Origin of the sequence: Micrococcus lylae, from assembly GCF_900163825.1 — a bacterium.
GTDB classification, from domain to species: domain Bacteria; phylum Actinomycetota; class Actinomycetes; order Actinomycetales; family Micrococcaceae; genus Micrococcus; species Micrococcus lylae.
The window spans coordinates 1-26,223 of record NZ_FUKP01000019.1 but is presented as its reverse complement, the minus strand read 5'-3'; the positions used below and the strand labels follow the sequence as shown (position 1 = coordinate 26,223).

Here is a 26,223-nt window from a genome sequence, read left to right as displayed (position 1 = left end):
GCGGCCCTGACCAGGACACGGGTCCTGTCAGGGCCGCACCCGGTGCGAACGGGGAGAGTGGGTCAGTCGATGGTCTCGTCGGCGCGGTCGATGACCTCCTGCGGGATCTCCACGCCGAACTTCTTGGCGTTCTCCGGGGAGACGACCAGCTCGAGGGCGTCCTCCGGGGCGAAGCCGACCGCCATGTCGGCCGGGTCCTCGCCGTCCTTGAGGATCTTGACGGCCATCTCGCCGGCGAGCTTGCCGTGCTGCTCGTAGTCGATGCCGTAGGTGCCCAGGGCGCCGCGCTCCACGGAGTCGGTGTCCGCGGAGATCACCGGGATCTCGTTCTCCTGGCCGAAGGAGATCACGGACTCGAGGGCGGAGACCACCGCGTTGTCGGTCGGCACGTAGATGCCGTCCACGTCGGACAGCGACTGCACGCCCTGCTGGACCTCGGAGGAGTTGGTGACGGTCACGTCCTTGATCTCGATGCCCAGCTCCTTGGCGGCCTCCTTGGCCTGCTCCACCTGGGACTTCGAGTTCGCCTCGCCGGAGTTCCAGACGATGCCGACGGTCTTGACGTCGTCCTTGACGTCCAGCAGCAGCTGCAGCTGCTCCTTCACCGGGTTGCGGTCGGACTGGCCGGTGACGTTGCCGCCCGGCTTCTCCTCGTCCTCGACGATGCCGGCGCCGACGGCGTCGGTGACGGCCATGAAGACGACCGGCTTGTCCTTCACCGCGGTGGCGGCGGCCTGGGCGGCCGGGGTGGCGATCGAGGCGACCAGGTCCACGTCCCCGTCACCGGCGAAGGTGTTGGCGATCGAGTTCGCGGTGGCGACCTCGCCCTGGGCGTTCTGCAGGTCGAACTCCACCTCGATGCCGGCCTCGTCGAAGGCCTCCTGGAAGCCCTCGGCGGTGGCGTCCAGCGCCGGGTGCGAGGTCAGCTGGGAGATGCCGATCTTGTAGGGGCCGTCGTTGCCGTCACCGTTGCCGTCGCCGGCACCGGAGTCACCGCAGGCGGTGAGACCGAGGGCCAGGACAGCCATGGCGGCGGTGATGCGGAGCGGGGATGCGGTCCTCTTCATGGGAAGTGTCCTCAGCGTTCGGGGTCGCAGCAGCGACCGTGGTGTGCGAGCGCTGCGGGCCGATGCCGGAGACGGTGTTCCGGCCCGCAGTGGGTCACATCGCGTGATGTGATGCACACAACATACAGCCTGGACCGCGGTTCGGGACCCTATGACGCGGTTCACACGCCACACGTGGACGAAACGTCAGGAAGCGTCCTGTGCGGAGGCATTCCGGCCACCCGAGCGCTGCACCGAGATCTCGTACAGGGAGACGCCCACCGCCATGGAGGCGTTGAGGGACTCCATGGACGAGTCGATCGGGATGGAGACGATCTGCTGGCAGTGCTCGCGCACCAGGCGGGACAGCCCCTTGCCCTCGGCGCCCACCACGAGCACGAGAGGCTCGGTGGCCAGCTCCAGGCCCGGCAGACCGACGTCTCCGCCGCCGTCCAGGCCGAGCACGAAGTAGCCCATGCGGTGCAGCTCGGCCAGCGTGGTGTTCAGGTTGCCGGCCTGCGCCACCGGGACGCGGGCGGCCGCGCCGGCGGAGGTGCGCCAGGCGGTGGCGGTGACGCCCACGGAGCGGCGGGACGGGACGATCACGCCGTCCGCGCCGAACGCGGAGCCGGAGCGGATGATCGCGCCGAGGTTGCGCGGGTCCGTGATGCCGTCCAACGCGATGAGCAGCGGACGGGTGCGCAGGTGCCCGGCCGCGTCCTTCTCCAGGGTGGTGCGGGCCAGGTCCAGGGCATCCGCGTAGTCGTACGGCGGGATCTGCAGGACCAGGCCCTGGTGGATGGCCTCGCCGGACATGCGGTCCAGCTCCGGCTTGGTGTTCTCCATGACCGGGATCCCCTGCTCGGCGCACTGGCGCAGGGCCTCCTTCACGCGATCGTCCACCTCGATGCGGGTGGCCACGTGGAGGGCCTTCGCCGGGATGCCGGCGCGCAGCGCCTCCACCACCGGGTTGCGGCCGGACACGGTCTCATCCGCGGTGGAGGAACGCTGCCGGCGCGGCGACGCCGGACGCTTGGCCGCCGCACGCTCGGCGAGCTGCTTGTTGCGGTAGGCCTTGTGGTAGACGCGGTCTTCGGCCTTCGGGGTGGGGCCCTTGCCCTCGAGCGCCCTGCGGCCGTGGCCGCCGGTGCCCTTCTGCGGGCCCTTCTTGCCCTTGGCCTTGCGGGAACCGCCGGAGCGGGGTGCGGACGACATGGCGTCTCCTTCAGCGGGTGGGGACTGCGCGGAGCCCTCGGCTCCGGCGGGGTACGGGGGCGGCGGGGCACGACGACGGCACCCGGCTCACCGACTCAGCGGCCAGTCTAGTGGCGCTCGCCTCTGCGGACGGAGGGCACCGGCTCAGTCGGCCAGGTGCCAGGTCGCGCCGTCCGCGCTGTCCTCCACCACGATGCCGGCGGCCGTCAGGGCGTCGCGGATGCGGTCCGCGGTGGCCCAGTCCTTCTCGGCGCGGGCCTGGGCGCGGGCCTCGATCTGCGAGCGCACCAGCGAGTCCAGGGCGTCGGCGGCCGGGCCGGCGGCGCCGGCGGAGGACTCCGGGACGTCGTCCAGGCCGAGGATGCGGGTCATCGCGGTGACCTCGGCGTACCGGGCGGCCACGGCGTCCGTCTCCATCGCCGCCAGGGCGGAGTTGCCCGCGCGGACGGCCTCGTGCAGCACGGCGAGCGCCTGCGGCACGTTGAGGTCGTCCTCCATCGCCGAGCGGAAGGCCTCCGGGACGTGCGCGCCGAGGGGCGTGCCGTCGTCGTGGCTCACGGCGGGGTCTCCCAGCTGGGAGGAGGCGCGCGAGACGAAGTTCTCGATGCGCTCCACGGCAGCCTCGGCCTCGTCCAGGGAGCCCGGACGGTAGTCCAGCTGCGAGCGGTAGTGGGCCTGGCCGAGGAAGTAGCGGACGGCCTTCGGGCGGGCCATCTGCATCATCTCCTCCGGGGAGATGGTGTTGCCGACGGACTTGGACATCTTCTCGCCCTCGTAGGTGACCAGGCCGTTGTGCAGCCAGAAGCGGGCGAACGGGTCGCCGGCGGCCGAGGACTGGGCCAGCTCGTTCTCATGGTGTGGGAAGCGCAGGTCCAGTCCGCCGCCGTGGATGTCGAACTCGGCGCCGAGGTACTTGGTGGCCATGGCCGAGCACTCCAGGTGCCAGCCCGGGCGGCCGCGGCCCCACGGGGAGTCCCACCGGGCGGTCTCCGGCTCGCCGGCCTTGGCGCCCTTCCACAGGGCGAAGTCGCGGGGGTCGCGCTTGCCGCGCGGGTCCGCGTCCGGGGCGTCCTGCATGTCCTCCACGCGCTGACGCGTGAGGGCGCCGTAGGCGTCGAAGGAGCGGACGTCGAAGTACACGTCCCCGGAGTCGTCCGTGGCTGGGTAGGCGTGGCCGCGGTCCATGAGGCGCTGGATGAGCGCGAACATCTCGGTCACGTGGCCGGTGGCTCGCGGCTCGTAGGTGGGACGGCGGACGCCGAGGGCCAGGTAGGCGGCGTCGAACGCCTTCTCGAACCGGTAGGCCAGCGCCCACCACTGCTCGCGCGCCGGGTACAGGGCCGAGGCCTCGAAGTCGTCCTCCATGGACGCGGCGGAGCGGTCCAGGATCTTGTCGTCGATGTCCGTGACGTTGCGGACCGAGGTGACCTTCAGGCCGGAGGCCTCCAGCCAGCGCACGAGGATGTCGAAGACGATGGCGCTGCGCACGTGCCCCACGTGCGGCATGCCCTGCACGGTGGCGCCGCAGTAGTAGACCGACGCCTCGCCGGGGCGGACGGGGACGAAATCGCGGACCTGGGCCGCCTGGGTGTCATAGAAACGCTGTGCCACGGTCCCCGATCCTATCGGGGCCGTCCCGCGGGCTGGTCAGCCGGCGTCGCGCGGGTACACCAGCGCCGTGGCGATCGCCGCGGTGCCCTCGCCGCGGCCGGTCAGGCCGAGGCGGTCCGTGGTGGTGCCGGAGACGGACACCGGGGCGCCGGCGGCCTCCGAGAGCACGGCCTGGGCCTCGTCCCTCCGCGTTCCGATCTTCGGACGGTTGCCCACCACCTGCACCGCGACGTTGCCGATCTCGTACCCCGCCTCACGGACCAGACGCGCGGCCTCGGCCAGCAGGGTGCTGCCGGAGGCACCGGCGAACTCGACACGGCCGGTGCCGAAGTGCTTCCCCAGGTCCCCGATGCCGGCGGCGGAGAACAGGGCGTCGCAGCAGGCGTGCGCGGCGACGTCCGCATCCGAGTGGCCGGCCAGCGCCGACTCGCCGGGCCAGTGCAGGCCCGCCACCCAACACCCGCGCTCCACCGCGGCGCGGTGCTCCTGTGCGTCAGGGCCCTGACGTTCCGGGTCCGCCACAGCGTGCACGTCCACCCCGATCCCTGTCCGGGGCAGCGGGAACGGGCGGTCGGCGGGGCGGTCGGCGGCGGTGTGCTGGCTCATGACAGGCTCCTGCGGGCGATGAGGGCGGCGGCCTGCTCCAGGTCCGCCGGGGTGGTGATCTTGAAGGCGTCGGCATGGCCGGGGACCACACGGACGACATGCCCGGCGGCCTCCATGACCATCGCGTCGTCGGTCAGGGCCGCGGCGTCCAGCTCCGGGTCCCGGCGCACCTGCTCGTGCGCGGCCAGCAGCGCGTCCAGGTCGAAGCCCTGCGGCGTCTGCACCGCCCGCAGCATCGCCCGGGACGGTGTCCCGACGACGGTCTCGGCACCGTTCGCGTCCACGCTCACCTGCTTCACGGTGTCCGTCACCGGCACCGCCGGGATGACGGCCTTCGCGGAGGCGAGGCCCTCCACCACGGCGGCGAACACGGCCGGCGGCGTGAACGGGCGCGCGGCGTCGTGGACGAGCACGAGGTGAGGGTCGTGGCGGCAGTGGGTGCCGTCGTCGTGCAGGCAGGAGGACGCGGCGGCCGAGGTGACGTCCGGGGCGGGGGTGGCCGAGGCGGGCGCGGCCCCCAGCAGGCGGGCGACCTCGGCGAGGCCGGCGGCCACGGAGTCGGCCCGCTCGGCGCCGCCGGGCACACAGGAGGCGGTGAGGCCCAGGCGCAGGGCGCACTCCTCGACGATCGCGGTGACCTCCGCGCGCGACTGGTCGGCGGGCGGGACGAGGACGACCACCACGTCCACGTCCGGCACCTGCGCCACGGTCTCGAGACCGTGCTCCAGGAGCGTGCGGCCGTCGGCCAGCGGGGCCAGGGCCTTCGGCATGCCCGCCCCGAGGCGGGTGCCCGAGCCCGCGGCGGCGAGCAGGACAGCGGTGGGCATGAGGACTCCTTCGGCGAGCGGCTGCTCCCCCATTCCTACCGCACATGCGCGTCGCTTTCGGGTGGGCGGCCGGCGGGGTGCGGGCGGAACTCGACATTTCCACGAACGAAAATGTCTGGGGACTCGACATTTTCACGAACGAAAGTGTCTGGGGGCGGAGACGCAGACGACCCGCCCGCTGCGGTGCAGCGGACGGGTCGTCGGTTCACGCCTGATGCGGTGTGGACGCAGACCGGGCGATCAGCCCTCGAGGGTCTTGTCCAGGATGCCCTCGGCCTCCTCCTCGGAGACCTTCTTCGCCAGGGCCAGCTCGGAGACGAGCACCTGACGGGCCTTGGAGAGCATGCGCTTCTCGCCGGCGGACAGGCCGCGGTCCTGCTCACGGCGCCACAGGTCGCGGACGACCTCGGCCACCTTGATGACGTCGCCGGAGGCCAGCTTCTCCAGGTTGGCCTTGTAGCGGCGCGACCAGTTGGTCGGCTCCTCCACATGCTCGGCCTGGAGCACCTCGACGACGCGCTCGAGTCCCTCCTTGTCGACGACATCGCGCACACCGACGAGGTCGACGTTCTCCGCCGGGACCTCGATGGTCAGGTCACCCTGCGCCACCTTCAGCTTGAGGTACATCTTCTCTTCGCCCTTGATGTTCCGCATCTTGATCTCCTCGATGCGGGCTGCACCGTGATGCGGGTAGACGACGGTCTCTCCGACCTCAAAAACCATGTAAACGGCCCCTTTCGTGACGCTTCATCCTATCACGGGGGGCCCGCCGGACGGAGTGTCGGAGCGAGGGCCGGGGCGGGGGTCGTGATAGTGAAGGCCTGCGCCGTCACGAGCGTGAGCAGGTCCGGTTGTGCGATAGGCTGGAGGCAACCGTCCGCACGCACGCGTGCGCCCCGGCCCCGCACCGCTTTGAGGAGATCATCGTGAACACCGCCGCCACCCGGTCCGCACGCCTGCGCCGCCTCGGCGCGGGCTCCGCCGCCGCCGTCGCCCTGCTGGCGGCCACCGGCTGCAGCGCCATCAGCCCGATCGCCACCGGCATCCCGTATTCGCCGAGCGACGGCATTGTGGCCGACCTGGACGGTGCCGGCGTGCGCAACCTCGCCGTCGTCTCCACCGGCGCCGACGAGCAGGGCCGCGTCATCGGGTCGGTCGTGAACAAGACCCAGGAGGACATGACCGTCACCGTCGAGGTCTCCGGCGACTCCCAGGACGTCGACGTCCCGGCCGGCAAGGTCGTGTCCCTGCAGGACGAGGAGTGGGTGGTCGACGAGGCCGGCGCCGACGCCGGCGAGTACACCGAGGGCGCCCTCTCCGTGGACGGCGACTCCCAGGACCTCGAGATCCCTGTCCTCGGTCCCACCATGGCCGAGTACCGGGACCTCGTGCCGGGCGACTTCGACGAGGCCGAGTGGACCGACCACCTCCACGAGGAGACCCACCACTACGGCGGAGAGCACTGACGCTCCCCCAGGCACCGCGAAGGCCCCGCCTCCCCGATCCGGGAGGCGGGGCCTTCGCCATGCGGGGCCTCCGCGCCTGCGGGAGTGTTCCGCCTCCGGCCGGAGACGGCCGCACAGACGGCGCCGGCACGGACGGCCGCACGGACGGCGCCTGGGCCGCTCAGGCCTCGAACTTGTAGCCCAGGCCACGCACGGTCACGAGGTGGCGCGGGCTGGACGGGTCCGGCTCGATCTTCGAGCGCAGGCGCTTGACGTGCACGTCCAGGGTCTTGGTGTCCCCGACGTAGTCCGAGCCCCACACGCGGTCGATCAGCTGCCCGCGGGTGAGCACACGGCCGGCGTTGCGCAGCAGCATCTCCAGCAGCTCGAACTCCTTGAGGGGCAGGGACACGGGCTCGCCGTCCACAGAGACCACGTGGCGCTCGATGTCCATCCGGACCGGACCGGCGGCCACGGTGGTGGTCACCAGCTCCTCCGGCTCGCCCTGACGGCGCAGCACGGCGCGCACGCGGGCCACCAGCTCGCGCGAGGAGTACGGCTTGGTGACGTAGTCGTCCGCGCCGAGCTCGAGGCCGACGACCTTGTCCACCTCCGAGTCCTTCGCGGTGAGCATGATGATCGGCACGTTGGAGCGCTGGCGGATCTGACGGCAGACCTCCGTGCCGGACATGCCCGGCAGCATCAGGTCCAGCAGGACCAGGTCGGCGCCGGAGCGCTCGAACTCGGCCATCGCGGCGTTGCCGTCCGCGGCCACCGAGACCTCGAAGCCCTCCTTGTCGAGGAGGTAGGACAGCGGATCGCTGAACGACTCCTCGTCCTCCACGATCAGGATGCGGCTCATGCGCGGTTCTCCTTCCGATGTGCTGTTCGTCCGGCGGCTGAGAGAGCGCCGCGGCGGGTACGGACGCCGTCGGCCTCGACGGTGTCCTGGTCATGGGCATGGTCGCCGCCGTTCCAGAGCGGCAGGCGGACGGTGAAGGTGGACCCGCGGCCCTGCTGGGACCACACTGTCACCTCGCCGCCGTGGTTGGCGACGACGTGCTTGACGATGGACAGGCCCAGGCCGGTGCCGCCGGTCTGGCGGGACCGGGCGGTGTCCACTCGGTAGAAGCGCTCGAAGACGCGTTCCTGCTCCTCCGGGCTGATGCCGATGCCCTGGTCCTTCACCGTGACCTGCGCCAGGCCGTCCACCGCGGACAGGCCGACGCCCACCGTGGTCTGGTCCGGTGAATAGCGCACGGCGTTGTCCACGAGGTTGCGGACGGCGGTCATCAGCTGGTCCGCGTCCCCATGCACCGGGTACGGGATGGAGCCGCCGACCTTGATGGCGATGTCCCGCGCCTCCGCGGTGAGACGAAGCCGGTCCACGGCATCCGCGACCACCTTGTTCATGTCCACCGGGCGGCCCTCATGGACGACGTCCTTCGACTGCAGGCGGGAGAGCTCGATGATGTCCTGCACCAGGGCCGACAGGCGGACCGACTCGACCTGCAGGCGGCCGGCGAAGCGGTGCACCGCCTCCTCGTCCTCCGCCGCGTCGTCCAGCGCTTCGGCCAGCAGGGAGATGGCGCCGACGGGGGTCTTCAGCTCGTGGGACACGTTCACCACGAAGTCGTTGCGCATGGCCTCGGTGCGGGTGATCTCGGTGCGGTCGTCGGCGAGGATCAGGATGTACTCGTTGTCCAGCGGGGCCACACGCAGCTGGACCATGATGCTGCCCTGGCCGATCGGCCCGCGGGGCAGTTCGTAGCGGCGCTCCACAGTGATGCCCTCGGCACGGACCCGGCCGGTCAGCTCACGCAGCTGGTCGTGGACCAGGCGGTATCCCCGGACCAGCCCGAACGCATAGGCGGAGGGGTTGGCCCGGACGACGCCGTCCACGGCGTCCACGACGACGTAGGCGCGCCCGATGACGGAGAGCACCTCGGCCGCACCGCTCGGGAGGGTGGGCTCGTCGACCGTCAGGTCGACGGTGCGGCTGCGCTCCGAGGCACGGAACGCGAGCATCGAGGCCACCCCGACGGCGAGGCCGATCACTCCGCAGAGCAGGCCGATGATCACGGGGTCCACCCCTCAAGGGTAGCCGCTGCCCACTGCGTCACAGCCCGCCGTCAGGTCTTCCCTCGCAGGCCAGGACGGGTTCAGGGTCCGTTCACCTGGACCGGACAGACTGTCCCTTCGGCCTGGGACCCGCAGGCCTCACCGAACACCGCCTGGAGGCCACATGCGCGAGCTCTTCCGTGCGAACCTGAGCCGCCTCGGCAAGGACCTGACGACCACCGCCGAGCTGGTCCACCGAGCGGCCGACGACGCCCGCGCCGCGCTTGAGACCGCGGATGTGCATCGCGCCGAACAGGTCATCTCCGAGGACGCCCGCATCGACCGACTGCAGGAGCAGCTCGACGAACAGGCCATCCAGCTGCTCGCCCTCCACGCCCCGGTGGCCTCGGACCTGCGCACCGTGGTGGCCACCCTGCGCATGAGCACCTCGCTCGAGCGCATGGGCGACCTGGCCCGGCACATCGCGCAGCTGACTCGTCTGCGCTACCCGGAACTCGTCATCCCCGAGTCGATCCGTCCGACCTTCCACGCGATGGCCGACGCCACCGTGGACGCCGCCGCACAGGTGGTCCTGCTGCTGGAGACCCAAGACCTCGGCCACGCGGACTCGCTCTCCGAGCTGAACGAGACGGTCAACGAGCACCACGTCAGCGTCTTCCGCGCCATCGGCGCCCCCTCCTGGACCGAGTCCGCGGCGACGACCACGGACGTCACCCTGGCCTCCCGTTACCTCGAGCGCTTCACCGACCACGCGGTGTCCGTGGCCGGCAAGATGCGCTACCTGGTCACCGGACAGATGCCCACCCACCAGTCCGCCTGAACCAGAGCCGACGGGGCGCCGGCGGGAGTGTCCTCCCGCCGGCGCCCCGTCGTCGTGCTGTCCTCCGGACGCGGCCGGCTGCCGTCAGTGCTTGGCGTCGCCCTGCGCGGCGACCGCGGCGGCGCCGGCGGCGGCGGCCTCCGGGTCCAGGTAGCGACCGCCCGGGTTCACCGGCTTCATGTCCTCGTCCAGCTCGTACACGAGCGGGATGCCGGTCGGGATGTTGAGGGCGGCGATGTCCTCGTCCGAGATGCCGTCCAGATGCTTCACGAGCGCGCGCAGGGAGTTGCCGTGCGCGGCGACCAGGACGGTCTTGCCGGCCTCGAGGTCCGGCACGATCTCCCCTTCCCAGTACGGGAGCAGGCGGTCGATGACCATCTTCAGCGCCTCGGTGCGCGGGGCCTCGTCGCCGAGCTCGGCGTAGCGCTCGTCGTTCGCCTGGGAGAACTCGGAGGAGTCGTCCAGGGTCGGCGGCGGGGTGTCGAAGGAGCGGCGCCAGATCATGAACTGCTCCTCGCCGAACTCGTCCTTCACCTGGGCCTTGTCCTTGCCCTGCAGCGCACCGTAGTGGCGCTCGTTCAGGCGCCAGCTGCGCTTGACCGGGATCCACTGGCGGTCAGCGGCCTCCAGAGCCAGGTTCGCGGTGGTGATCGCGCGCTTGAGCAGGGAGGTGTGTAGCACGTCCGGCAGGATGCCCTCGTCCTTGAGGAGCTCGCCGCCGCGGGTGGCCTCGGTGCGGCCCTTCTGGGTCAGCGGCACGTCGACCCAGCCGGTGAACAGGTTCTTCTCGTTCCATTCGCTCTGGCCGTGACGGAGCAGGACCAGCGTGTAGGTGTTGTTCGCCATACCGCAAGTCTATGGCGTTGCCGCAGTCCCTGACCCGAGCCTGCCGCTGCCTGCTCCGGCGGACACGGGCGAGAAGGTCGGCCGGGGCGGAACCGCGGCCGGCCGGTCACCAGCCGGAGCGGCCTCCGCTGTAGAGGTTCATCTGCTCACGCGGGCCGGCGAGGTACACGGCCGCGACGCAGACGGCGAGCAGGCCGAGCACGCCCAGGCCACCGAACGGCCCGAGAACGCCCAGCACGCCGATGAGCGTGGCGCCCCCGGTGAGCATCAGCCAGAAGCGCTTCTCCCGGATGCCGGCACGCAGGAAGTCCTCCGGGCGGCGGCGGGCGGCGTCGACGACGGCCCACACCTCCAGGGCGAGGGCGACGATGCCGAGCGCGAGCATCAGCCAGTACTCGACGTAGGCGGCGTACACGAAGGGGTGGGTCATGCCCGCCATTCTACGCGCTGACCTCCCCGCACAGACGGGTCCGGCACGGGCCCGGCAGGATGTCGGGCCGATAGGCTGGCCGGGTGGAACAGCCAGCTGACGCACGCGGCCTCTTCGTGGCCCTCGAAGGACCCGACGGCTCGGGCAAATCGACCCAGGCCGGCGCCCTCGCCGCCGCCTGGGAGGCCGCCGGCCACCCGGTGCACCTGACCCGCGAGCCCGGCGGGACCGACCTCGGCGAGCGCCTGCGCTCCCTCGTCCTGGACCCGGAGCACGCACCGATCGACCCGCGCACCGAGGCGCTGCTGTTCTCCGCGGCCCGCGCCGCCCACGTGGAGCGCTGCATCCGCCCGGCGGTCGAGGCGGGGACGACCGTGGTGACGGACCGCTTCATCGACTCCTCCGTGGCCTACCAGGGCGTCGGGCGCGGGCTCGGCGTGGACTGGATCGTGGAGCTGAACGAGTGGGCCGTCGACGGCACGCTGCCGGACCTCACCGTGGTGCTGGACATCGACGCGGAGACCGCCGCCGCCCGACGCACCTGGCGCCAGGGAGCCGGGGGCACCGGGCCGGATCGCCTCGAGCAGGAGACCGCCCACGCCCACGAGCAGCTGCGCGCCGCCTTCCTGGAACGGGCCGCAGCGGCCCCCGAGCGCTACCTGGTGCTGGACGCCACGACCGAGATGGGCGACCGCACCGCGCAGATCTGCGAGCGGCTCGAGGAGCTCCTGGAGGAGGCCGGATGAGCGCGCCGGCCGTCTTCGCGGACCTCGCCGGCCAGGACGCCGTGGTGGAGCAGCTCGCCCGCAGCGCGCGCCAGGAGCGGCCCACCCACGCCTGGCTGTTCACCGGCCCGCCCGGCTCCGGACGCTCCACTGCCGCCCGCGCCTTCGCCGCCGCCCTGCAGTGCGAAGCAGGGGACCTGCAGGAGCGCGGCTGCGGTCAGTGCCACGCCTGCACCACCGTCATGGGCGGCACCCACCCGGATGTGACGATCCTGGCCACGGAGAACGTCAGCTACAAGATCGAGGACGTCCGCGAGCTCGTCGAGGCCGCCCAGTCCAGGCCGGCGACCGGCCGCTGGCGCATCTTCCTCATGGAGGACGCGGACCGCATGACCGAACGCGCCACCAACGTGCTCCTCAAAGCCATCGAGGAGCCCCCGGAGCGCGTCGTCTGGATGCTCTGCACCCCGTCCCCGGCGGACGTGCTCCCCACCATCCGCTCCCGCTGCCGCGCCGTCTCCCTGCGCATCCCGTCCGTGGAGGACGTGGCGGACCTGCTGGTGCGCCGCGACCGCCTGGACGCAGAGACCGCCCGGATGACCGCGCGCATCTCCCAGTCGCACGTGGGCATGGCCCGTCGCCTCGCCCAGGACCCCGAGGCACTCGCCCGCCGTGAGGAGATCCTCTCCCTGCCCCTGCGCAGCAGCGCCGTCTCCGATGCGATGGGCATGGCCGCGCATCTGGTGAAGGTCGCCAAGGATGAGGCCGAGTCCTCCGCCGAGGCCCGCAACGCCGAAGAGCTTGCGGCCCTGCGCCGCCAGCTCGGCATCGTGGAGGGAGAGCAGGTGCCCGCCAAGCTCCGCCACCACGTCAAGCGCCTCGAGGAGGACCAGGCCCGGCGCCGCCGCCGCAGCGTCCACGACTCCCTGGACCGGGCGATGATCGACCTGTTCGGCCTGTTCCGGGACGTCCTCGCCGTGCAGCTCGACGCCGAGGGTGAGCTCATCAACGAGCACCGTCGCGCCGAGATCGCCTCCTACGCCCACGGGGCCGCCGGGACCTCCTCCGAGGTGGTCGCCCGCATCGACGCGATCAACCTCGCCCGCGAGCGCCTGGCCGCCAACGTGCCCGAGCAGCTCGCCGTCGAGGCGCTCATGCTCGCCCTGCTGCCGGCCCGGACCCGCACACCGCGCCAGCGGCGCTGAGCCCCGGCCGCCTCAGGCTCGTGCGAGACGCTCAGTCAGCTCCGGGACGTCGGCGAGCAGCGGAAGCACCGCGTCCGCCCCGGCCGCGGCGAGCGCGTCCCCGTCGTCCTCTCCGCTGAGCACGCCCACCACCAGGCCCGCGCCCGCACGACGACCGGCCTGCACGTCCGCGTCCGTGTCACCCACAGTGAGCACGGACCGCACGTCCTCCAGGTCCAGGGCCAGCAGCGCCGTGAGCACCATGTCCGGGTAGGGGACTCCCCTGCCGACGTCGTCCGGGGACAGGCTCAGGTCTGCCAATCCCATCCAGTCCAGCGACTCGAGCAGCGTGTTCTGCGTGTGCCGGGCGAACCCGGTGGCCAGGCACAGCGCCATGCCCTGCTCTCGCAGGCGCTCCAGGGCCTCGACCGCACCGGGCTGGGGGCGCGCCCCATGCTCCGCGATCAGGGCGTCGAGCCGCTCCTCGAAGGTGCGGACGGCGGAGCGCGCCGTCGCCCGGTCCCCGAAGATCGAGGCGAAGACGTCCGTCCGGGAACTGCGCCGCCGGCGGCGAAAGGCCGCCAGGTGGAAGGTCCGTTCCGGGTGCCCCTCCCCCACCCCGTGGGCGTCCAGGGCCTCGGCGAAGGCGGTGTCCTGCAGGCCGGTGTCCACGATCGACGTCCCGGACATGTCCACCACGGCCAGGCGCAGGGGCACGGACAGCGGGCGGGGCTCGGCGTGGGCCCGGCGCGGAGGCAGCGGCTGCGTGGTCATGAGAACCAGTCCAGCCTCCCCGTCTGACGCCTCCGTGGCCGCCGGGTGAACGGCGGCGGAGGGCTCGGTCACGGGACGGCGACACCGCGACCTTTTGCCGTGCCGTGCCCGCGCCGGGTAACATGGTCAGCCGTGGCCGTGCGGCCACGTGCCTCCTTAGCTCAGCTGGCCAGAGCAGCTCCCTCGTAAAGAGCAGGTCGCCGGTTCGAATCCGGCAGGGGGCTCGGCGCAGAACGAGGCCCCGTCACCGATCGCATCGGAGACGGGGCCTCGTCGCCTGTCCGGGGTCCTCTCGCCGCAGCCTCGAGGACTGCGTCGCCGCACCCGGAGCCGCCTGGGCTGGTCCTGGGGATTCAGGCCGGCGCTGCCTCCTGTGCCCGGCGCACGTGGTCCAGGGTGCGCTCTGCGTGTCGGCCGACGGAGTCCGAGCCGGTCTGGCGCAGCCGGAACATGGCGACGGCCTGTGCCGTGGCGGCCAGCTCGTGGGCGGCACGGGAGAGCTCCCGATGTGTCTCTGCCGCGGCCGGGGGGATGCGGTGGTCCTCCGTGGCAGGGCAGGCGGCCTGCATGCGCACGCACAGGGCACGCACCTCCGGCAGGGCGTCGGAGAGGACGTTGGCCGCGTGGACGACGCCGTTCAGCTCGTCCGCGTCGAGCTCGCTGCGCGCCTCGGCCTCCTGGAGGACCTGCCAGCAGCGGTCCAGGGCACGCACGAAACGGTCATGGTCCCGCCGCCAGAGTCCGGTACCGAGCTCGCGCTCGTCCGCGCGGGCCTGACGCATGCGGGCGAAGGGTCCGCGCCTCATGCCGTGGCCTGTCCGTCCACGTCGGCGGCCCCGTCCTGACCGCCGGCGAGCGCCGGGTCCACCACCAGAACCACGCGACCGGCGCGGTCGTCCCGCTCGAAGTGCTCGTGCGCGGCCACCACGTCCTCCAGCGGGAAGACGGCCTCGACGGACAGGCGCACCCGGCCATCGGCCACCAGCGGAAGGGCGGCCTTCGCGGCGCCGGCCACCACATGGGCCTTCTCCGTGCGGCCGCGCGCGCGGAGGGTGGAGCCGGTGAACCAGCCCCGCTTGGCCACGAGCTTCATGATGTTGAAGGACTCCGCCTTGAGTCCGCCCTGCACCGCGATCACCACGATGCGACCGTCCTGGGCGAGCGCGTCCACGTTCGGGGCCAGGTACGGGGCGCCCACCACGTCCAGGACGACGTCGGCGCCGTGGCCGTCCGTGTGCTCGCGCAGCCAGTCGGCGAAGCCGCCGGGCTCACCTGCCTCGGCGGCGGCGCGGTGGTCGAAGGCCGCCTCGGCGCCGAGGCCCACGGCGCGCGCGCACTTGTCCGGGCCACCGGCGGTGGCGAACACCCGCGCCCCGATCGCCGTGAGGTACTGCACGGCGAAGGAGCCGATGCCGCCGGAGGCGCCGTGCACCAGCACCACGTCCCCGGCGCAGACGGCACCGCGCTCGGACAGGTTGGTCCACACGGTGCAGGCGACCTCGGGGAACGCCGCGGCATCCGTGAGGGACATGCCCTCGGGCACCGCCATCAGGTGGCCCACGGGCACGGCCACGTACTCGGCCGCGCCGCCGCCGGCCAGCAGGGCGCACACACGGTCTCCCGCCCGCAGGGAGGTCTGTTCCTCTGCCCCCGGGCCGAAGGCGGCCACCACACCGGAGGCCTCGAGCCCGAGCACTTCGGACTCGCCCTTCGGCGGCGGGTAGTGGCCCTGCCGCTGCATCACGTCCGCGCGGTTCACACCGGCGGCGGCCACACGCACGAGGACCTCGCCGGGGCCGGGCTCCGGCACGGCCTCCTCCACGACCCGGAGCACCTCCGTGCCTCCGGCGCCGTCGCAGCGGACGGCGCGCATCGTGGCCGGGACGTCCGTGTCGGGGTCGGTGGGTGCCGTCATGCGTCGGTCCTCCTGCGTGCTCGGGGCCACCACGTGCGGACGCACGAGGCGGCCTCCATCTTCCCCCGGGCCCGTCGGGCCCCTCAAGGCGGGCACCCCGTCGGGCCCCTCAAGGCGGGCACCCCGCCGGGCCCCTCAAGGCGGACACCCCGCCCCTCCCGCCTGGGTAGAGTGGGGCGGGCGCAGTGCCGGGCGTCCCCGGTGCCCGCGCGGGGATGGTTGTCCGAGCGGCCGAAGGAGCCGGTCTTGAAAACCGGTGTGCGGTGACCCCGTACCGAGGGTTCGAATCCCTCACCATCCGCCAGCACTCCCACGACGACGGGCCGTCACCTCGGCGGATCCCAGCGGTCTTCCCCCAGGCGACGGCCCGTCGTCGTCCCCTCTTCCCTCCCCCTGCGCAACGTGTCACACCCCGGCTCCTCGGACGTCCGGCCCTCCCACCCGAGGGCTATGGTGGGTGCGATCACATGCCGGACGGGCGCCGATCACAACTCATCGGACATGTGCGCCCTGCATGGTGTTCACCTGGATGACAACTGACCGTGGTCGGATCGATTCCACGGCCGGGCCCGCCCCGTGCCGCACGCCCGCACCCGCACGAGGCCCGGAGCACCCCGCCGCCCGGGCATGAGGAGAGCACCCGTGTCCTACTTCTTCCGCCGCCGCGCCGTGGCCACCGCCGCCTGCGCGACCCTCGTCCTGGCTCCGGCCAGCGCCGTCCCGGCCCTGGCCGTCGAGACCTCCGAGGACTCGAAGACGATCTCCATCCTGTCCTTCAACGACTTCCACGGCGCCCTGTCCCCGGAGTTCTCCGGCACCCAGTTCGCCGACACGGTCGAGGACTACCGCCGTGCCTTCGAGGCCCAGCACGGTGCCGACTCCACTCTGCTCACCAGCGCCGGCGACCTGATCGGCGCCTCCGCCTCCGTGTCCAACGTGCAGCAGGATCTGCCGACCATCGACGTGATGAACGCCCTCGGCCTGGACGTCCTCACCGCCGGCAACCACGAGTTCGACAAGGGCCTGGACGACCTGACCGGCCGCGTGGCCGAGCGCGCCCAGTTCCCGGTGATCGCCGCCAACTTCGTGGATCCGCAGACCAAGGAGCCCGTGCTCACCTCCCACCAGGTGTTCGACGTCAACGGCGTGCGCGTGGCCGTGATCGGCGCCGTGCCGAACGACCTGTACTCCACCACCACCGCCGCGGGGCTCAAGGGCATGGAGGTCCTCGACCTCGTCCAGGCCGTCAACAGCGTGGCCGACGAGCTGGCCGCGAACGACGCCGCCGACGTGATCGTGGCCTCCTACCACGACGGCGCCAACGGCTCCGGCTCCCTGGCGGACGAGATGGCCAGCAGCGCCAAGTTCCGCTCCATGGTCCAGGAGACCTCCGCGAACGTGGACATGGTCTTCAACGGCCACTCGCACCAGCTGTACAGCTATGAGACCGACGTGGACGGCGTCCGCCGCCCGGTCATGCAGACCGGCTCCTCCGGCTCTCACCTGGCCGCCGTCGAGCTCACCTACGACCCGGCCACCGACTCGGTGACCGACGTGACGCAGCAGCTCATCGAGCGCTCCACCCAGGACCCCGCCGAGGCCGCCGCCGAGTCCCCGGTGACCGCCGAGGTCTACGCCATCGAGCAGGACGCCGTGGCCGTCTTCGAGGAGAAGCATTCCACCGTCATCGCCGACCTGGACGGCTCCCTGACCACCGACTACGCCGACGTCCTCGCCTCCGGAGGCACCTGGCGCGCCGGCGGCTCCCGCACCGCCGAGACCACCCTGGGCAACTGGGTGGCCGACGGCCTGAAGTCCGCCGTGGCCGCCGCCGGCCCGGAGGTCGACCTCGGCGTGACCAACCCGGGTGGCCTGCGCTCCGAGATCATCGAGGACATGTTCACCAACTCCGGCGACTTCGGCCCGAAGCCGTCCGACCTGGTGGGCAAGCTGACCCTCGGCGAGATCCTGGACGTCGCCCCGTTCGGCAACACCCTCGTCTACTTCGACATCCCGGGCTCCTCCATCCGCAAGGCCCTCGAGGAGAACTGGCGCGACGACGAGAAGATGTTCAACCTCGGCTGGTCCGAGAACCTCACCTGGACCTACGACGAGTCCCGCCCGCAGGGCGAGAAGGTCACCGGCGTGTGGATCGACGGCGTCGCCCTGGACGACGACCAGATGTACACCGTCGCCACCCTGTCCTTCCTGGCCGACGACTCGTGGGTCGCCTCCGGCGACCCGTCCCAGGCGCCCGACGGCTACACCGCCTTCGCCGAGGGCCGTGAGAACTTCCACAACATCGGCCTCGTGGACGCCGCTGCACTGCAGGAGTACGCCGAGGCCCAGGCCGCAGAGGACGGCGCCGTGCGCCCGGACTACGCCAAGAAGGGCGTGTCGGTGACCGACGCCCCGGCCACTGTGGCTGCCGGCGAGGAGATCTCGCTGACCCTGGCCGATCTGATGATCGACTCCGACGGCGCCCCGACCGCCACCTCCGTGGACGTCTCCTTCCAGCCGACCGGCGGTGAGCCGATCGAGCTCGGCACCGTGGACGCGGACGCCTCGGGCGACACCGCAGCCCTGACGGGCATCACCGCCCCGGACACCGCCGGCGCAGGTGAGCTCGTCATGTCTGTGACCTACGCGAACGGCACCGTCACCGAGGTCCGCCACGCCCTCGAAGTCACCGCGGCTGAGGGCGAGGAGCCGGGCGAAGGCGAGCAGCCGGGCGAGCCCGGCACCCCGGCCGACCCGGAGGACCCCGCGGACCCGACCGACCCGGAGCACCCGGGCGAAGGCCAGGAGCCGGGCGAGCCGGGCACTCCGGCCGACCCGGAGCAGCCAGGCGAGGGCGCGGACCCGGCCGACCCGGAGCACCCGGGCCAGGGCGAGGAGCCGGGCAAGGGCCACGGCGCGGACGAGGGCGAGCACACCAAGCCGTCCAAGGTGCAGACCGGCGGCGAGGCCACCTGGTCCCTCGCCGGCCTCGGCGCCCTCGGCGCCGCCGCGCTGCTCATGGTGCGCCGCCGATTCACCGCCGCCCGCTGATCCCCTGACCGACTGAGCCCGCCCTGCCGGCCGCTTCGCGCGGCCGGCAGGGCACGACGGCGGCGGGTCCATCCCCGACCCGCCGCCGTCGCCCCCTCCCCTGCTGCGGCACCTCTCCCACGCACCCGGTGACCGGCGCATCCCTTCTCTCCCGCGCCGCACCGCCGATCGAAGGAACCTCCCCATGCACATGCCCCGTCATGTCCTCGTGCGCACCGCCGGCGCCGCCGCCGCGCTCGCGCTGCTCTCCCCCGCCGTCGCCCTTCCGGCCCAGGCCTCCCCGGCCGGCGACACCCTCGTGATCAACGAGGCCTACACGAACGGCGGCTCCGCGAACGCGGTGTTCACCCACAAGTTCGTCGAGCTCTACAACCCGACCGACGCCCCGATCAGCCTCGACGGCTGGTCCCTTCAGTACCGCTCCGCCACCGGCACCGGCGCCCCGAACGGTTCGGTGGCCCTCTCCGGCACCGTCCCGGCCAAGGGCACCTTCCTCGTGCAGGGCGGCTCGAACGGCTCCAACGGCGCTGCGCTGCCCACGCCGGACCTCGTGGCCGGCGGCCTCAACCCGGCCGGGGTCTCCGGCACCCTGGTCCTGTCGAACCAGGCCGAGCGGCTCCCGGCCCTGGCCACCGGCTCGGTCGTCACCGGTGTCGACCCGGCCGTCGTCGACCTGCTCGGCTACGGGACGTCGAACACCTTCGAGACCACTGCCGCCTCCTCGCCGTCCGCCAACTCGGATCCGAAGTCCATGACCCGCACCGACGGCGTGGACACAGACGACAACTCCGCCGACTTCACCCTCACCGGCGACGTCACCCCGATGCCGTCCTCCGGCGAGGGGGTCGACCCCGCTCCGGACCCGGACCCGGACCCGGACCCGGACCCGGAGGAGGCGATCCCGCTGACCATCGCCCAGATCCAGGGCACCGGAGACCGCACGCCCTACGACGAGCAGCTGGTCACCACCACCGGCGTGGTCACCGCCGTGTACTCCACCGGCGGCCTCAACGGCTACTACCTGCAGACAGCCGGTACCGGCGGCGAGGCCGGCTCCACCGAGGACGCCTCGGACGGCGTCTTCGTGTACTCCCGGGACACCATGGGAGAGGTCGCTCTGGGCGACCATGTCCGCGTCACCGGCACCGCCGGCGAGTTCTACGGCCTCACCCAGATCTCCGTCCCCGCCGGCGGCGTGGAGCAGCTGGACGAGCCGGGCTCCGTGGAGCCGCTCGAGCTCGACTTCCCGCTCACCGCCGCGGAGAAGGAGGCCTACGAGGGCATGCTCCTGGCCCCGCAGGGCGACTGGACGATCACGGACAACTACTCCGTGAACCAGTACGGCTCCCTCACGCTGGCCCCGGGCACCTCCCCGCTGCCGAACCCGACCTCCGTCGCCCTGCCCGGTGCCGATGCCCAGGCTGTCATGGCGGACAACGCGGAGAAGGCGATCGTGCTGGACGACGGCGCGACCACCAACTTCATGCGCTCCCCCGGAAACCAGAGCACCCTGCCGTACGTGGACGTGGACTCCCCGGCCCGCGTGGGATCCGCCGTGGACTTCACCACCGGCGTGATCCTGGACTACCGCCACGACGCCTGGACCTTCCAGCCGCTGGGCCACCTCAACGACGACACGGCCGCCACCGTGCAGCCGGTCTCCATCGAGGACACCCGGCCGGCCGAGGCGCAGCGCGAAGACCTCGGCGGCGACGTCACGGTCGGCTCGTTCAACGTCCTGAACTACTTCACGACCCTCGGCGAGCAGTTCCCGGACTGCAAGGCCTACACGGACCGTGACGGCAACCCGATCACCACGAACTACTGCGACCCCCGCGGCGCCTACACCGCCGAGTCGTTCGAGCGCCAGAAGGCCAAGATCGTGGAGGCGATCAACGGCATGGACACCTCGGTGATCGCCCTCGAGGAGATCGAGAACTCCGCCCAGTTCGGCCTGGACCGCGACCACTCCCTCGCCGACCTCGTGGACGGCCTGAACGCCGCCGCCGGCGAAAAGAAGTGGGCCTACGTGGCCTCCCCCGCCGAGCGGCCTGCCCTGGCCACCGAGGACGTGATCCGCTCCGGCTTCATCTACCAGCCGGACGAGGTCACCCCGGTGGGCGAGTCCGTGATCCTGGACGACCAGGTGAACTTCGACAACGCCCGCGAACCGCTCGCCCAGCAGTTCCGCCGTGCCGACGGCACCGCGGAGGGCATGGAGGGCACCGACTTCGTGGCCATCACCAACCACTTCAAGTCCAAGGGCGGCTCCGGCGCCGCGGACGACAACGTGGACACCGGCGACGGCCAGGGCGCCTACAACGGCGACCGCGTCCGCATGGCCGAGGCCCTCGTGGACTTCGCCGACCGGATGAAGGAGCAGGCCGGCACCGACCGTGTCCTGCTGCTCGGCGACTTCAACGCCTACGAGATGGAGGACCCGATCCGGGTGATCGAAGAGGCCGGCTACATCTCCCAGGGCGCCAAGACCGGCGAGTACTCCTACACCTACGGCGGCGCCGTCGGCTCCCTGGACCACGTGTTCGCCTCCCCGGCCGCCGACGCGACGGTGACCGGCCAGGACATCTGGATGATCAACGCCAACGAGTCCGTGGCCTTCGAGTACTCCCGGCACAACTACACGGCGGAGGACCTGTACCGCGCGGACCAGTGGCGCTCCTCGGACCACAACCCGATCCTCGTCGGCATGGCCCTGCCGGGTCTCGAGGAGGAGGACCCGGTCGACCCGCGTGAGTGCGTGCACCCGCGCGACGGAGGCAACCCGCACGAGTGGAAGAAGTGCCGCCCGGATGAGAAGCCCGGCAAGCCCGGCAAGGGCGGCCACCCCGGGAAGCCGGGCAAGGGCAAGGGCCGGGAGCGCTGATCCCGCCTGGGGCGCCTGAGGCACCCTGACTCCTGACGCACGACGACGGTCTCGTCACCTTTCGCACGGTGACGGGACCGTCGTCGTGTCCTGGCCGAAACGGACCCGGGCGAGGCGGAAGCGTCCGGTGGGGTCCGTCGTCGGGTGCCGCCGGGCGGCGGCCTGGGTCAGGCTCGGGCGAGCAGGGCGGCGGCGATCGCCTCTGCATCGCCCAGGCTCATGGCGCGTCCGGCAGGGTCCTGCCCGGCCTCGGCGGCGATCGCGGTGCCCCACTGGACTCCGGCAAGCTGAAGCCCCAGGACGAAGACGTCCTCGTCCACGCTCCCGTCCGCGGCCTTGAGACGGTGCGGGCGGGAGGTGACGTCGAACCCGGCGGCCGGCTGCAGGGCGCCCTCAGCGTCCTCCAGGGTGCCGACCGCGGCAACACCCTCCTCCAACAGCTGCCGCATGAGCCGGGAGGAACCGGCCTGCACGCGGTTCGGCGGCATCATCGCCTCCACCAGCCAGGTGCCGGACACGGAGGCCGGACCCTGCCCATGCTCGTCGCCGACCTTCGGGCTGCGGGCGCGGAAGCCGGCATCGTCCACCTCCACCGACGGCACAGGGCCGATCCAGTCCAGCAGGCCCGCCCGGTGCAGGGCGAGCATCTGCTCCACGCGCCAGCGCGGCGGCCCGGAGGACAGGCCCTCCACGAGCGGCTCGAACCAGGCCTGCACGTCCTTCAGGCGCGAGGAGTCCGTGACCTTGCCCTCGGCGATCCACTGCTTCATGCGCAGACGACCGGCATGCAGCGCGCCCACGGCCATCATGAACGGGGAGTCCTCACCGAGTGTGGCCTCCACGCAGGCCTGCTCCAGGAGCGAGACGACCTGCTCGTGGTAGTCCTGCGGGGTGTCGAAGACGTCGTCCCGGTAGGGGTCTGCGTAGGCCACGATGTCCAGGAAACGGCGGTCCGGCGCGTACCGCTGGAGCAGTTCCTCCGCGTGGCGGGCGGTGACGGGGGCGCCGCGGCCGGCATCGTCCAGCAGGGCGACGAGCTCGCCGAGGAAGCGACGGGCGGCGACGGGTCCTCCGAGGATGTCCGGCTGCGTGCGGACCATGGTGGCGTAGTAGTTGCGCACCACGTCCCGGTGCAGCAGCGGCCAGACGTGCTCGTCCAGGTCCAGCACGCCGTGGCGGTCCAGAAGGGCCTGCACGGCCGCGTCCGAGAGGTAGGACAGGGTGACGCCGTGGGGCACGAAGGAGGTCACCTCGGCCTTCGGCAGGTACGGGATGCCGCGGCGGGACATCAGGTGCATCACCGGCTCGCGGCCCGAGGGCTCGTAGCGCAGCGCACGGCCCGGCTGCTCGCCGGTGCGATGGAACGTGCCGCCGCGGCCCTGGGTGAGCTGGGCCAGGATGTCGAAGGCGTTCAGGCCCATGCCGCGGATCAGGACGTCCGCGCCGGCCTCGATGGTGCGCCAGTCCACGTCCGAGGGGATCTGCGGGCCCTGGTAGTGCAGGCCCGAGTGCTGGGAGGCGGCCTCGGCCAGGCGGGTCTGGTGGGCGGTGAGGCGGGCCCGCTGGTGGCCCAGGGCCAGGACGGCGGCGTCGGCCTCCAGTGTCTTCACGCCGGAGCCGTCGCTCGGCTCGAGGGTGAGGACCACGCCACCCTCGGGACGGTGGCGCAGAGAAGTGGCCTCCGCACGGTGCTCGGTGAGGGAGGCGACCTCCGGCCGGCTCCGGAGGGCCCCTGAGATGTGGGACCACAGCTCGGTGAGGTAGCGGCCGTAGACCACGCGCGCCGGGTACTGGTTGCGCTGAACCCCCAGGGCGGCCTCCGGGTTCACGCGGCGCCACTGGTCGAAGGACTGGGCGGCGGTGGAGGGGCGCAGGCCGGGATTGTCCGCGGCGGCGGCCGTGGGGAAGAAGGACGGGGTGTTCATCAGGTACAGCTCGGACTGGTCCGTGCGCCAGACGCGACCCGGGCCCACCGGATAGGGGTCCACCACGTGCAGCTCCAGAGGCCGGTACGGTGCGGCCGGATCCCGGGACTCGAGCTGGGCGAGAAGCCGCTCCATGACCATGACTCCGCGGGGGCCGCCTCCGACCAGGACGAAGCGCAGGGGTGCGGTGGCGTCAGCAGACTGGGGCACGGTTCTCCTCGGAGTCGGGGCGCAGGGCTTCCAGACGTCCAGGGTACTCAGGGCGTTCACGGGTTGGCCTGGCCGGTGGAGCGCCCCTCCCCCGCCCGCCGAGATCCCGTGCCCCGCACGGTGCCGGTGCAGCACCCACCGTTCCGGGCCGCCGTGCGGCACCTCACCGGGTGTCGAGTCTGTGCCGGGCAATGCACTCCCTGCATGCCGCCTGGGAATCTGCGCGGACGGGGTGCCGGGGGTTGCGTGCGTGCTCGCCGCTCGGAATGGTCGGAATCACCAGGGCGGAGAAGCCGCCCGGACACCTACGACGAACAGGAGCACACCATGGACCGCACCATGCTGGAGCAGCTGCAGAACGCCGACGTCTACTCGACCTCCGGCGACAAGATCGGCTCGGTCGGCCAGGTCTACCTGGACGACCACACCGAAGAGCCCACCTTCATCACCGTGAAGACCGGCCTGTTCGGCACGAAGGAGACCTTCGTGCCGCTGGACAAGGCCCAGACCGCGGAGGGCGGCATCTCGGTGCCGTTCGAGAAGGACTTCGTGAAGGACGCCCCGAACGTGGACGCGGACGGCACTCTCACCCCCGAGGAGGAGCGCCGCATCTACGAGTACTACTCCATGGACTACGAGGGCGGCCACGGCGACCTCAACGCCGACGGTCACGACGACGTCCGCGCCGAGAACGACGGACTCCGTGACGACCGGACCGCAGGCGCCGCGGGTGCCGCAGGCGCCGCGGGTGCCGCGGGAGCCGCCGGCACCGCCCCCGTGGCGGGCGACGGCCGTGATGACCGCGCCGCGGACGTCCGCGGCGACGAGCCGCGCGATGCCGCTGGGCGCGTCGACGCCGACCGCGACCGCCTCGACGCCGACCGCACCGAGGCCGACCGCGGTGCCGTCGGGGACGGCGACTCGATGGTCGTGCGCGACGAGCACCTGAACGTCGGCACCGAGCGCCGCGCCTCCGGCCGTGTGCGGCTGCGCAAGCAGACCTACACCACCACCGAGCAGGTCGAGGTCCCGGTGCAGCGCGAGGAGGTCGTCGTCGAGCGCGAGAAGGTCGACCCGGACTCCACCGAGGCCCGCACCGCCGGCCGTGGCGACGACGCCGTCGAGGTGACCACCTACGAGGACGTGCCCGTCGCTGAGAAGACCGTGGACGCCGAAAAGGTGTCCCTGGGCAAGCGCACCCATCGCGACACCGAGACCGTGTCCGAGGAGCTGCAGCACGAGGACGTCGAGGTCGAGGGCGACGCCCGGGACGACTTCGGCACCGCCGACGGCCCCCGCCGCTGACCGGGCCGGGCAGACGGCGGCGAGCGGGCCGTCGTCGCCCGTCCTGCCCGGACGGCCCCCGCACCCATGGTGCGGGGGCCGTCCCCTGTCCGGTGCCGGCCGCGGCGGCCACCTTTGATCGTGACGGCCCGGACACGGTAGGCTGGTGGGGTCCGTCCGAGGGATTCGTCCCTCATCAGGGCAGATGTGGACACGTGCCAGAGCGGCCGAATGGACTTCACTGCTAATGAAGGGCCCGGTGAAAATCGGGCCGGGGGTTCAAATCCCCCCGTGTCCGCGCAACGGGAAGGGCCCCGGAATCGTCATGGTTCCGGGGCCCTTCTCCTGTCCGGCCCGCCGATGCGTCAGACCGGCGGTCTCACATCTGGGGACACACAGCCGCAGCGGGGCCGCCTCACTGCCCCCGCGACTCCTGGATACGTCGGAGCAGCTCGAACGCCTCGGGCACGGAGAGCTCGGTGTGGGTGGACAGCTGCACGGCGGCGGTCTCGAGGTTGCCATCGCGCATCATGGCGGACAGCTGGTCGCGCAGCCACGGCGGCAGGTCGCGGGAGGAGAGGTGGACGGTGGCGTCGCCGCGCATCACCTCGACCTCGAAGGGCCGGTCCTCCGGGGCGGGCTCGGCGGACCACTCGGCCGGGACCATGAGGTCGTCAGGCAGTCCGGGCAGACCGTCCCCGTGTGCGGGGCCGGCCTGGGCGTCCTCCGTGCTTCGCGACGACGGCCGCTCGTCCTGCTCCGCTCTCTCGCCCTGGGTGTCCTCCGCCTCCTGCCGTGCCGCGTCCGCCCCGCTCGGTGCGGTGCCGTCCAGCCGGTCCGTCCCTGCCTCGGGGGAGGTCTTCCCCGGAGCCTCCACGTTGCCGGCCGGACCTGCCTCATGGGTGTCGACGGGGGCGGCATTCGGAGCGTCGTCCTGGGCCGGGTCCTGATCCTGCGGAAGCGTGTAGACCTGCGGGTAGGCGGCGAGGGACTGCACGTCCACCATGGAGTCACGCAGGGAGCGGCCCGTCACGCGGCGGTACTCGGTGATCGCCTCCATCGGACGGTTGGTGGCGATGCGGCCGTACACGGCACGGTGGGCGTCCTCGGACAGCAGGGAGGATGCATGCCGGGCCCGCTCCGCGGACACTCCGCCCGTGGGACCTGCGTCGGACGCTGCGTGGCGTTCGGGCTTGGGGCGCTTCCCGAGCCACACGGTCACGCCCGTGGCGAGCGCGCCGATCACCACCACCGCCAGAACCGGCACCAGATACTCCATGTCCCCAGTCTAGGTGTAGGAGGGCATGACGTTGTTGACACATGCAGGGGCCAGTGAGGCCGGA

22 protein-coding genes and 3 tRNA genes are annotated in these 26,223 nt (G+C 72.1%); 10 read left to right on the top strand and 15 right to left on the bottom strand.

The window, feature by feature from the left end; genetic code table 11:
* Positions 1–62: 62 nt before the first annotated feature.
* The 6 genes from FM125_RS03310 to FM125_RS03285 form a co-directional block, all read right to left on the bottom strand.
* Positions 63–1,067, bottom strand: a complete 1,005-nt coding sequence (locus FM125_RS03310; protein ID WP_087133628.1) for an ABC transporter substrate-binding protein — start codon at positions 1,065–1,067, stop codon at positions 63–65.
* Between the two features lie 186 nt (positions 1,068–1,253).
* Positions 1,254–2,261, bottom strand: coding sequence for a 23S rRNA (guanosine(2251)-2'-O)-methyltransferase RlmB (gene rlmB, locus FM125_RS03305; RefSeq protein WP_067191342.1), 1,008 nt, complete (start codon positions 2,259–2,261; stop codon positions 1,254–1,256).
* 144 nt (positions 2,262–2,405) lie between these two features.
* Positions 2,406–3,872, bottom strand: a complete 1,467-nt coding sequence (cysS, locus tag FM125_RS03300) for a cysteine--tRNA ligase (protein WP_087133627.1) — start codon at positions 3,870–3,872, stop codon at positions 2,406–2,408.
* Between the two features lie 36 nt (positions 3,873–3,908).
* A complete protein-coding gene (gene ispF / locus FM125_RS03295) occupies positions 3,909–4,478 on the bottom strand; it encodes a 2-C-methyl-D-erythritol 2,4-cyclodiphosphate synthase (RefSeq protein WP_087133626.1) in 570 nt (189 codons plus the stop codon).
* Positions 4,475–5,305 carry an IspD/TarI family cytidylyltransferase gene (locus FM125_RS03290; RefSeq protein WP_087133625.1) on the bottom strand — a complete coding sequence of 277 codons (831 nt, stop codon included), beginning with the start codon at positions 5,303–5,305 and terminating at the stop codon, positions 4,475–4,477. Before FM125_RS03290 ends, ispF begins: the two co-directional genes overlap by 4 nt.
* Before the next feature lie 240 nt (positions 5,306–5,545).
* Entirely contained in the window at positions 5,546–6,028 is a 483-nt protein-coding gene (locus FM125_RS03285; RefSeq protein ID WP_067191349.1) for a CarD family transcriptional regulator, read from the bottom strand.
* Positions 6,029–6,231: 203 nt separating this feature from the next.
* Here FM125_RS03285 and FM125_RS03280 point away from each other — a divergent pair, with 203 nt between their 5' ends.
* Complete coding sequence (locus tag FM125_RS03280; RefSeq protein ID WP_067191350.1) at positions 6,232–6,771, top strand: hypothetical protein; 540 nt, start codon at positions 6,232–6,234, stop codon at positions 6,769–6,771.
* Between the two features lie 160 nt (positions 6,772–6,931).
* On the opposite strand, the gene FM125_RS03275 is transcribed toward FM125_RS03280, so the two are convergent.
* Positions 6,932–7,612, bottom strand: coding sequence for a response regulator transcription factor (locus FM125_RS03275; protein ID WP_067191352.1), 681 nt, complete (start codon positions 7,610–7,612; stop codon positions 6,932–6,934).
* Entirely contained in the window at positions 7,609–8,841 is a 1,233-nt protein-coding gene (locus tag FM125_RS03270) for a sensor histidine kinase (RefSeq protein ID WP_067191353.1), read from the bottom strand. The genes FM125_RS03275 and FM125_RS03270 overlap by 4 nt, the downstream gene beginning before the upstream one ends.
* 154 nt (positions 8,842–8,995) lie before the next feature.
* On the opposite strand from FM125_RS03270, the gene phoU reads away from it, so the two are divergent.
* Positions 8,996–9,652, top strand: coding sequence for a phosphate signaling complex protein PhoU (phoU, locus tag FM125_RS03265; RefSeq protein ID WP_087133624.1), 657 nt, complete (start codon positions 8,996–8,998; stop codon positions 9,650–9,652).
* Positions 9,653–9,736: 84 nt separating this feature from the next.
* Here the strand turns inward: phoU and FM125_RS03260 are convergent, their stop codons facing one another.
* Together FM125_RS03260 and FM125_RS03255 are read right to left on the bottom strand one after the other, a co-directional pair.
* Positions 9,737–10,498 carry a phosphoglyceromutase gene (locus FM125_RS03260; RefSeq protein WP_067191357.1) on the bottom strand — a complete coding sequence of 254 codons (762 nt, stop codon included), beginning with the start codon at positions 10,496–10,498 and terminating at the stop codon, positions 9,737–9,739.
* Positions 10,499–10,604: 106 nt separating this feature from the next.
* A complete protein-coding gene (locus FM125_RS03255; protein ID WP_067191364.1) occupies positions 10,605–10,928 on the bottom strand; it encodes a DUF2516 family protein in 324 nt (107 codons plus the stop codon).
* An 83-nt stretch (positions 10,929–11,011) separates the two neighbouring features.
* Between FM125_RS03255 and tmk the strand changes: the two genes are divergently transcribed.
* Together tmk and FM125_RS03245 are read left to right on the top strand one after the other, a co-directional pair.
* Entirely contained in the window at positions 11,012–11,674 is a 663-nt protein-coding gene (gene tmk / locus FM125_RS03250) for a dTMP kinase (protein ID WP_087133623.1), read from the top strand.
* Positions 11,671–12,858, top strand: a complete 1,188-nt coding sequence (locus tag FM125_RS03245; protein WP_087133622.1) for a DNA polymerase III subunit delta' — start codon at positions 11,671–11,673, stop codon at positions 12,856–12,858. The genes tmk and FM125_RS03245 overlap by 4 nt, the downstream gene beginning before the upstream one ends.
* Positions 12,859–12,870: 12 nt before the next feature.
* On the opposite strand, the gene FM125_RS03240 is transcribed toward FM125_RS03245, so the two are convergent.
* Positions 12,871–13,611, bottom strand: coding sequence for an HAD-IA family hydrolase (locus FM125_RS03240; RefSeq protein WP_087133621.1), 741 nt, complete (start codon positions 13,609–13,611; stop codon positions 12,871–12,873).
* A gap of 150 nt (positions 13,612–13,761) precedes the next feature.
* Here FM125_RS03240 and FM125_RS03235 point away from each other — a divergent pair.
* Positions 13,762–13,835 (top strand) — tRNA-Thr (locus FM125_RS03235).
* 129 nt (positions 13,836–13,964) lie between these two features.
* On the opposite strand, the gene FM125_RS03230 is transcribed toward FM125_RS03235, so the two are convergent.
* Complete coding sequence (locus tag FM125_RS03230; RefSeq protein ID WP_067191362.1) at positions 13,965–14,417, bottom strand: hypothetical protein; 453 nt, start codon at positions 14,415–14,417, stop codon at positions 13,965–13,967.
* Positions 14,414–15,484: an NAD(P)H-quinone oxidoreductase gene (locus tag FM125_RS03225; protein WP_087133633.1), complete on the bottom strand. Its 1,071-nt coding sequence runs from the start codon at positions 15,482–15,484 to the stop codon at positions 14,414–14,416. Before FM125_RS03225 ends, FM125_RS03230 begins: the two co-directional genes overlap by 4 nt.
* 255 nt (positions 15,485–15,739) lie before the next feature.
* On the opposite strand from FM125_RS03225, the gene FM125_RS03220 reads away from it, so the two are divergent.
* The 3 genes from FM125_RS03220 to FM125_RS03210 all read left to right on the top strand — a co-directional run bounded on the left by FM125_RS03220 (position 15,740) and on the right by FM125_RS03210 (position 21,461).
* A tRNA-Ser gene (locus FM125_RS03220) sits at positions 15,740–15,830 on the top strand.
* 338 nt (positions 15,831–16,168) lie between these two features.
* Positions 16,169–18,577 (top strand): bifunctional metallophosphatase/5'-nucleotidase, encoded by a 2,409-nt coding sequence (locus FM125_RS03215; RefSeq protein ID WP_087133620.1) that lies wholly within the window; start codon positions 16,169–16,171, stop codon positions 18,575–18,577.
* A 184-nt stretch (positions 18,578–18,761) separates the two neighbouring features.
* The gene (locus FM125_RS03210; protein ID WP_245829759.1) at positions 18,762–21,461 is read left to right on the top strand and encodes an ExeM/NucH family extracellular endonuclease; all 2,700 of its coding nucleotides are present in this window, start codon (positions 18,762–18,764) and stop codon (positions 21,459–21,461) included.
* 167 nt (positions 21,462–21,628) lie between these two features.
* On the opposite strand, the gene FM125_RS03205 is transcribed toward FM125_RS03210, so the two are convergent.
* Positions 21,629–23,596: an FAD/NAD(P)-binding protein gene (locus FM125_RS03205; RefSeq protein WP_245829757.1), complete on the bottom strand. Its 1,968-nt coding sequence runs from the start codon at positions 23,594–23,596 to the stop codon at positions 21,629–21,631.
* 327 nt (positions 23,597–23,923) lie between these two features.
* On the opposite strand from FM125_RS03205, the gene FM125_RS03200 reads away from it, so the two are divergent.
* Entirely contained in the window at positions 23,924–24,901 is a 978-nt protein-coding gene (locus FM125_RS03200; RefSeq protein WP_087133619.1) for a PRC and DUF2382 domain-containing protein, read from the top strand.
* Between the two features lie 188 nt (positions 24,902–25,089).
* Positions 25,090–25,178: transfer RNA gene (locus tag FM125_RS03195), tRNA-Ser, on the top strand.
* Between the two features lie 117 nt (positions 25,179–25,295).
* Here the strand turns inward: FM125_RS03195 and FM125_RS03190 are convergent.
* The gene (locus FM125_RS03190; RefSeq protein WP_070638017.1) at positions 25,296–26,159 is read right to left on the bottom strand and encodes a hypothetical protein; all 864 of its coding nucleotides are present in this window, start codon (positions 26,157–26,159) and stop codon (positions 25,296–25,298) included.
* Between the last annotated feature and the right edge of the window lie 64 nt (positions 26,160–26,223).

Bases quoted from the DNA above. Each gene is read 5' to 3' on its own strand.
- FM125_RS03210 (WP_245829759.1), top strand. From the start codon at position 18,762: ATGCACATGCCCCGTCATGTCCTCGTGCGCACCGCCGGCGCCGCCGCC.
- FM125_RS03275 (WP_067191352.1), bottom strand. From the start codon at position 7,612: ATGAGCCGCATCCTGATCGTGGAGGACGAGGAGTCGTTCAGCGATCCG.
- FM125_RS03245 (WP_087133622.1), top strand. From the start codon at position 11,671: ATGAGCGCGCCGGCCGTCTTCGCGGACCTCGCCGGCCAGGACGCCGTG.
- FM125_RS03200 (WP_087133619.1), top strand. From the start codon at position 23,924: ATGGACCGCACCATGCTGGAGCAGCTGCAGAACGCCGACGTCTACTCG.
- FM125_RS03190 (WP_070638017.1), bottom strand. From the start codon at position 26,159: ATGGAGTATCTGGTGCCGGTTCTGGCGGTGGTGGTGATCGGCGCGCTC.
- FM125_RS03290 (WP_087133625.1), bottom strand. From the start codon at position 5,305: ATGCCCACCGCTGTCCTGCTCGCCGCCGCGGGCTCGGGCACCCGCCTC.
- rlmB (WP_067191342.1), bottom strand. From the start codon at position 2,261: ATGTCGTCCGCACCCCGCTCCGGCGGTTCCCGCAAGGCCAAGGGCAAG.
- phoU (WP_087133624.1), top strand. From the start codon at position 8,996: ATGCGCGAGCTCTTCCGTGCGAACCTGAGCCGCCTCGGCAAGGACCTG.
- FM125_RS03255 (WP_067191364.1), bottom strand. From the start codon at position 10,928: ATGACCCACCCCTTCGTGTACGCCGCCTACGTCGAGTACTGGCTGATG.
- FM125_RS03285 (WP_067191349.1), bottom strand. From the start codon at position 6,028: ATGGTTTTTGAGGTCGGAGAGACCGTCGTCTACCCGCATCACGGTGCA.
- FM125_RS03240 (WP_087133621.1), bottom strand. From the start codon at position 13,611: ATGACCACGCAGCCGCTGCCTCCGCGCCGGGCCCACGCCGAGCCCCGC.
- FM125_RS03310 (WP_087133628.1), bottom strand. From the start codon at position 1,067: ATGAAGAGGACCGCATCCCCGCTCCGCATCACCGCCGCCATGGCTGTC.
- ispF (WP_087133626.1), bottom strand. From the start codon at position 4,478: ATGAGCCAGCACACCGCCGCCGACCGCCCCGCCGACCGCCCGTTCCCG.
- FM125_RS03225 (WP_087133633.1), bottom strand. From the start codon at position 15,484: ATGCGCGCCGTCCGCTGCGACGGCGCCGGAGGCACGGAGGTGCTCCGG.
- FM125_RS03230 (WP_067191362.1), bottom strand. From the start codon at position 14,417: ATGAGGCGCGGACCCTTCGCCCGCATGCGTCAGGCCCGCGCGGACGAG.
- FM125_RS03260 (WP_067191357.1), bottom strand. From the start codon at position 10,498: ATGGCGAACAACACCTACACGCTGGTCCTGCTCCGTCACGGCCAGAGC.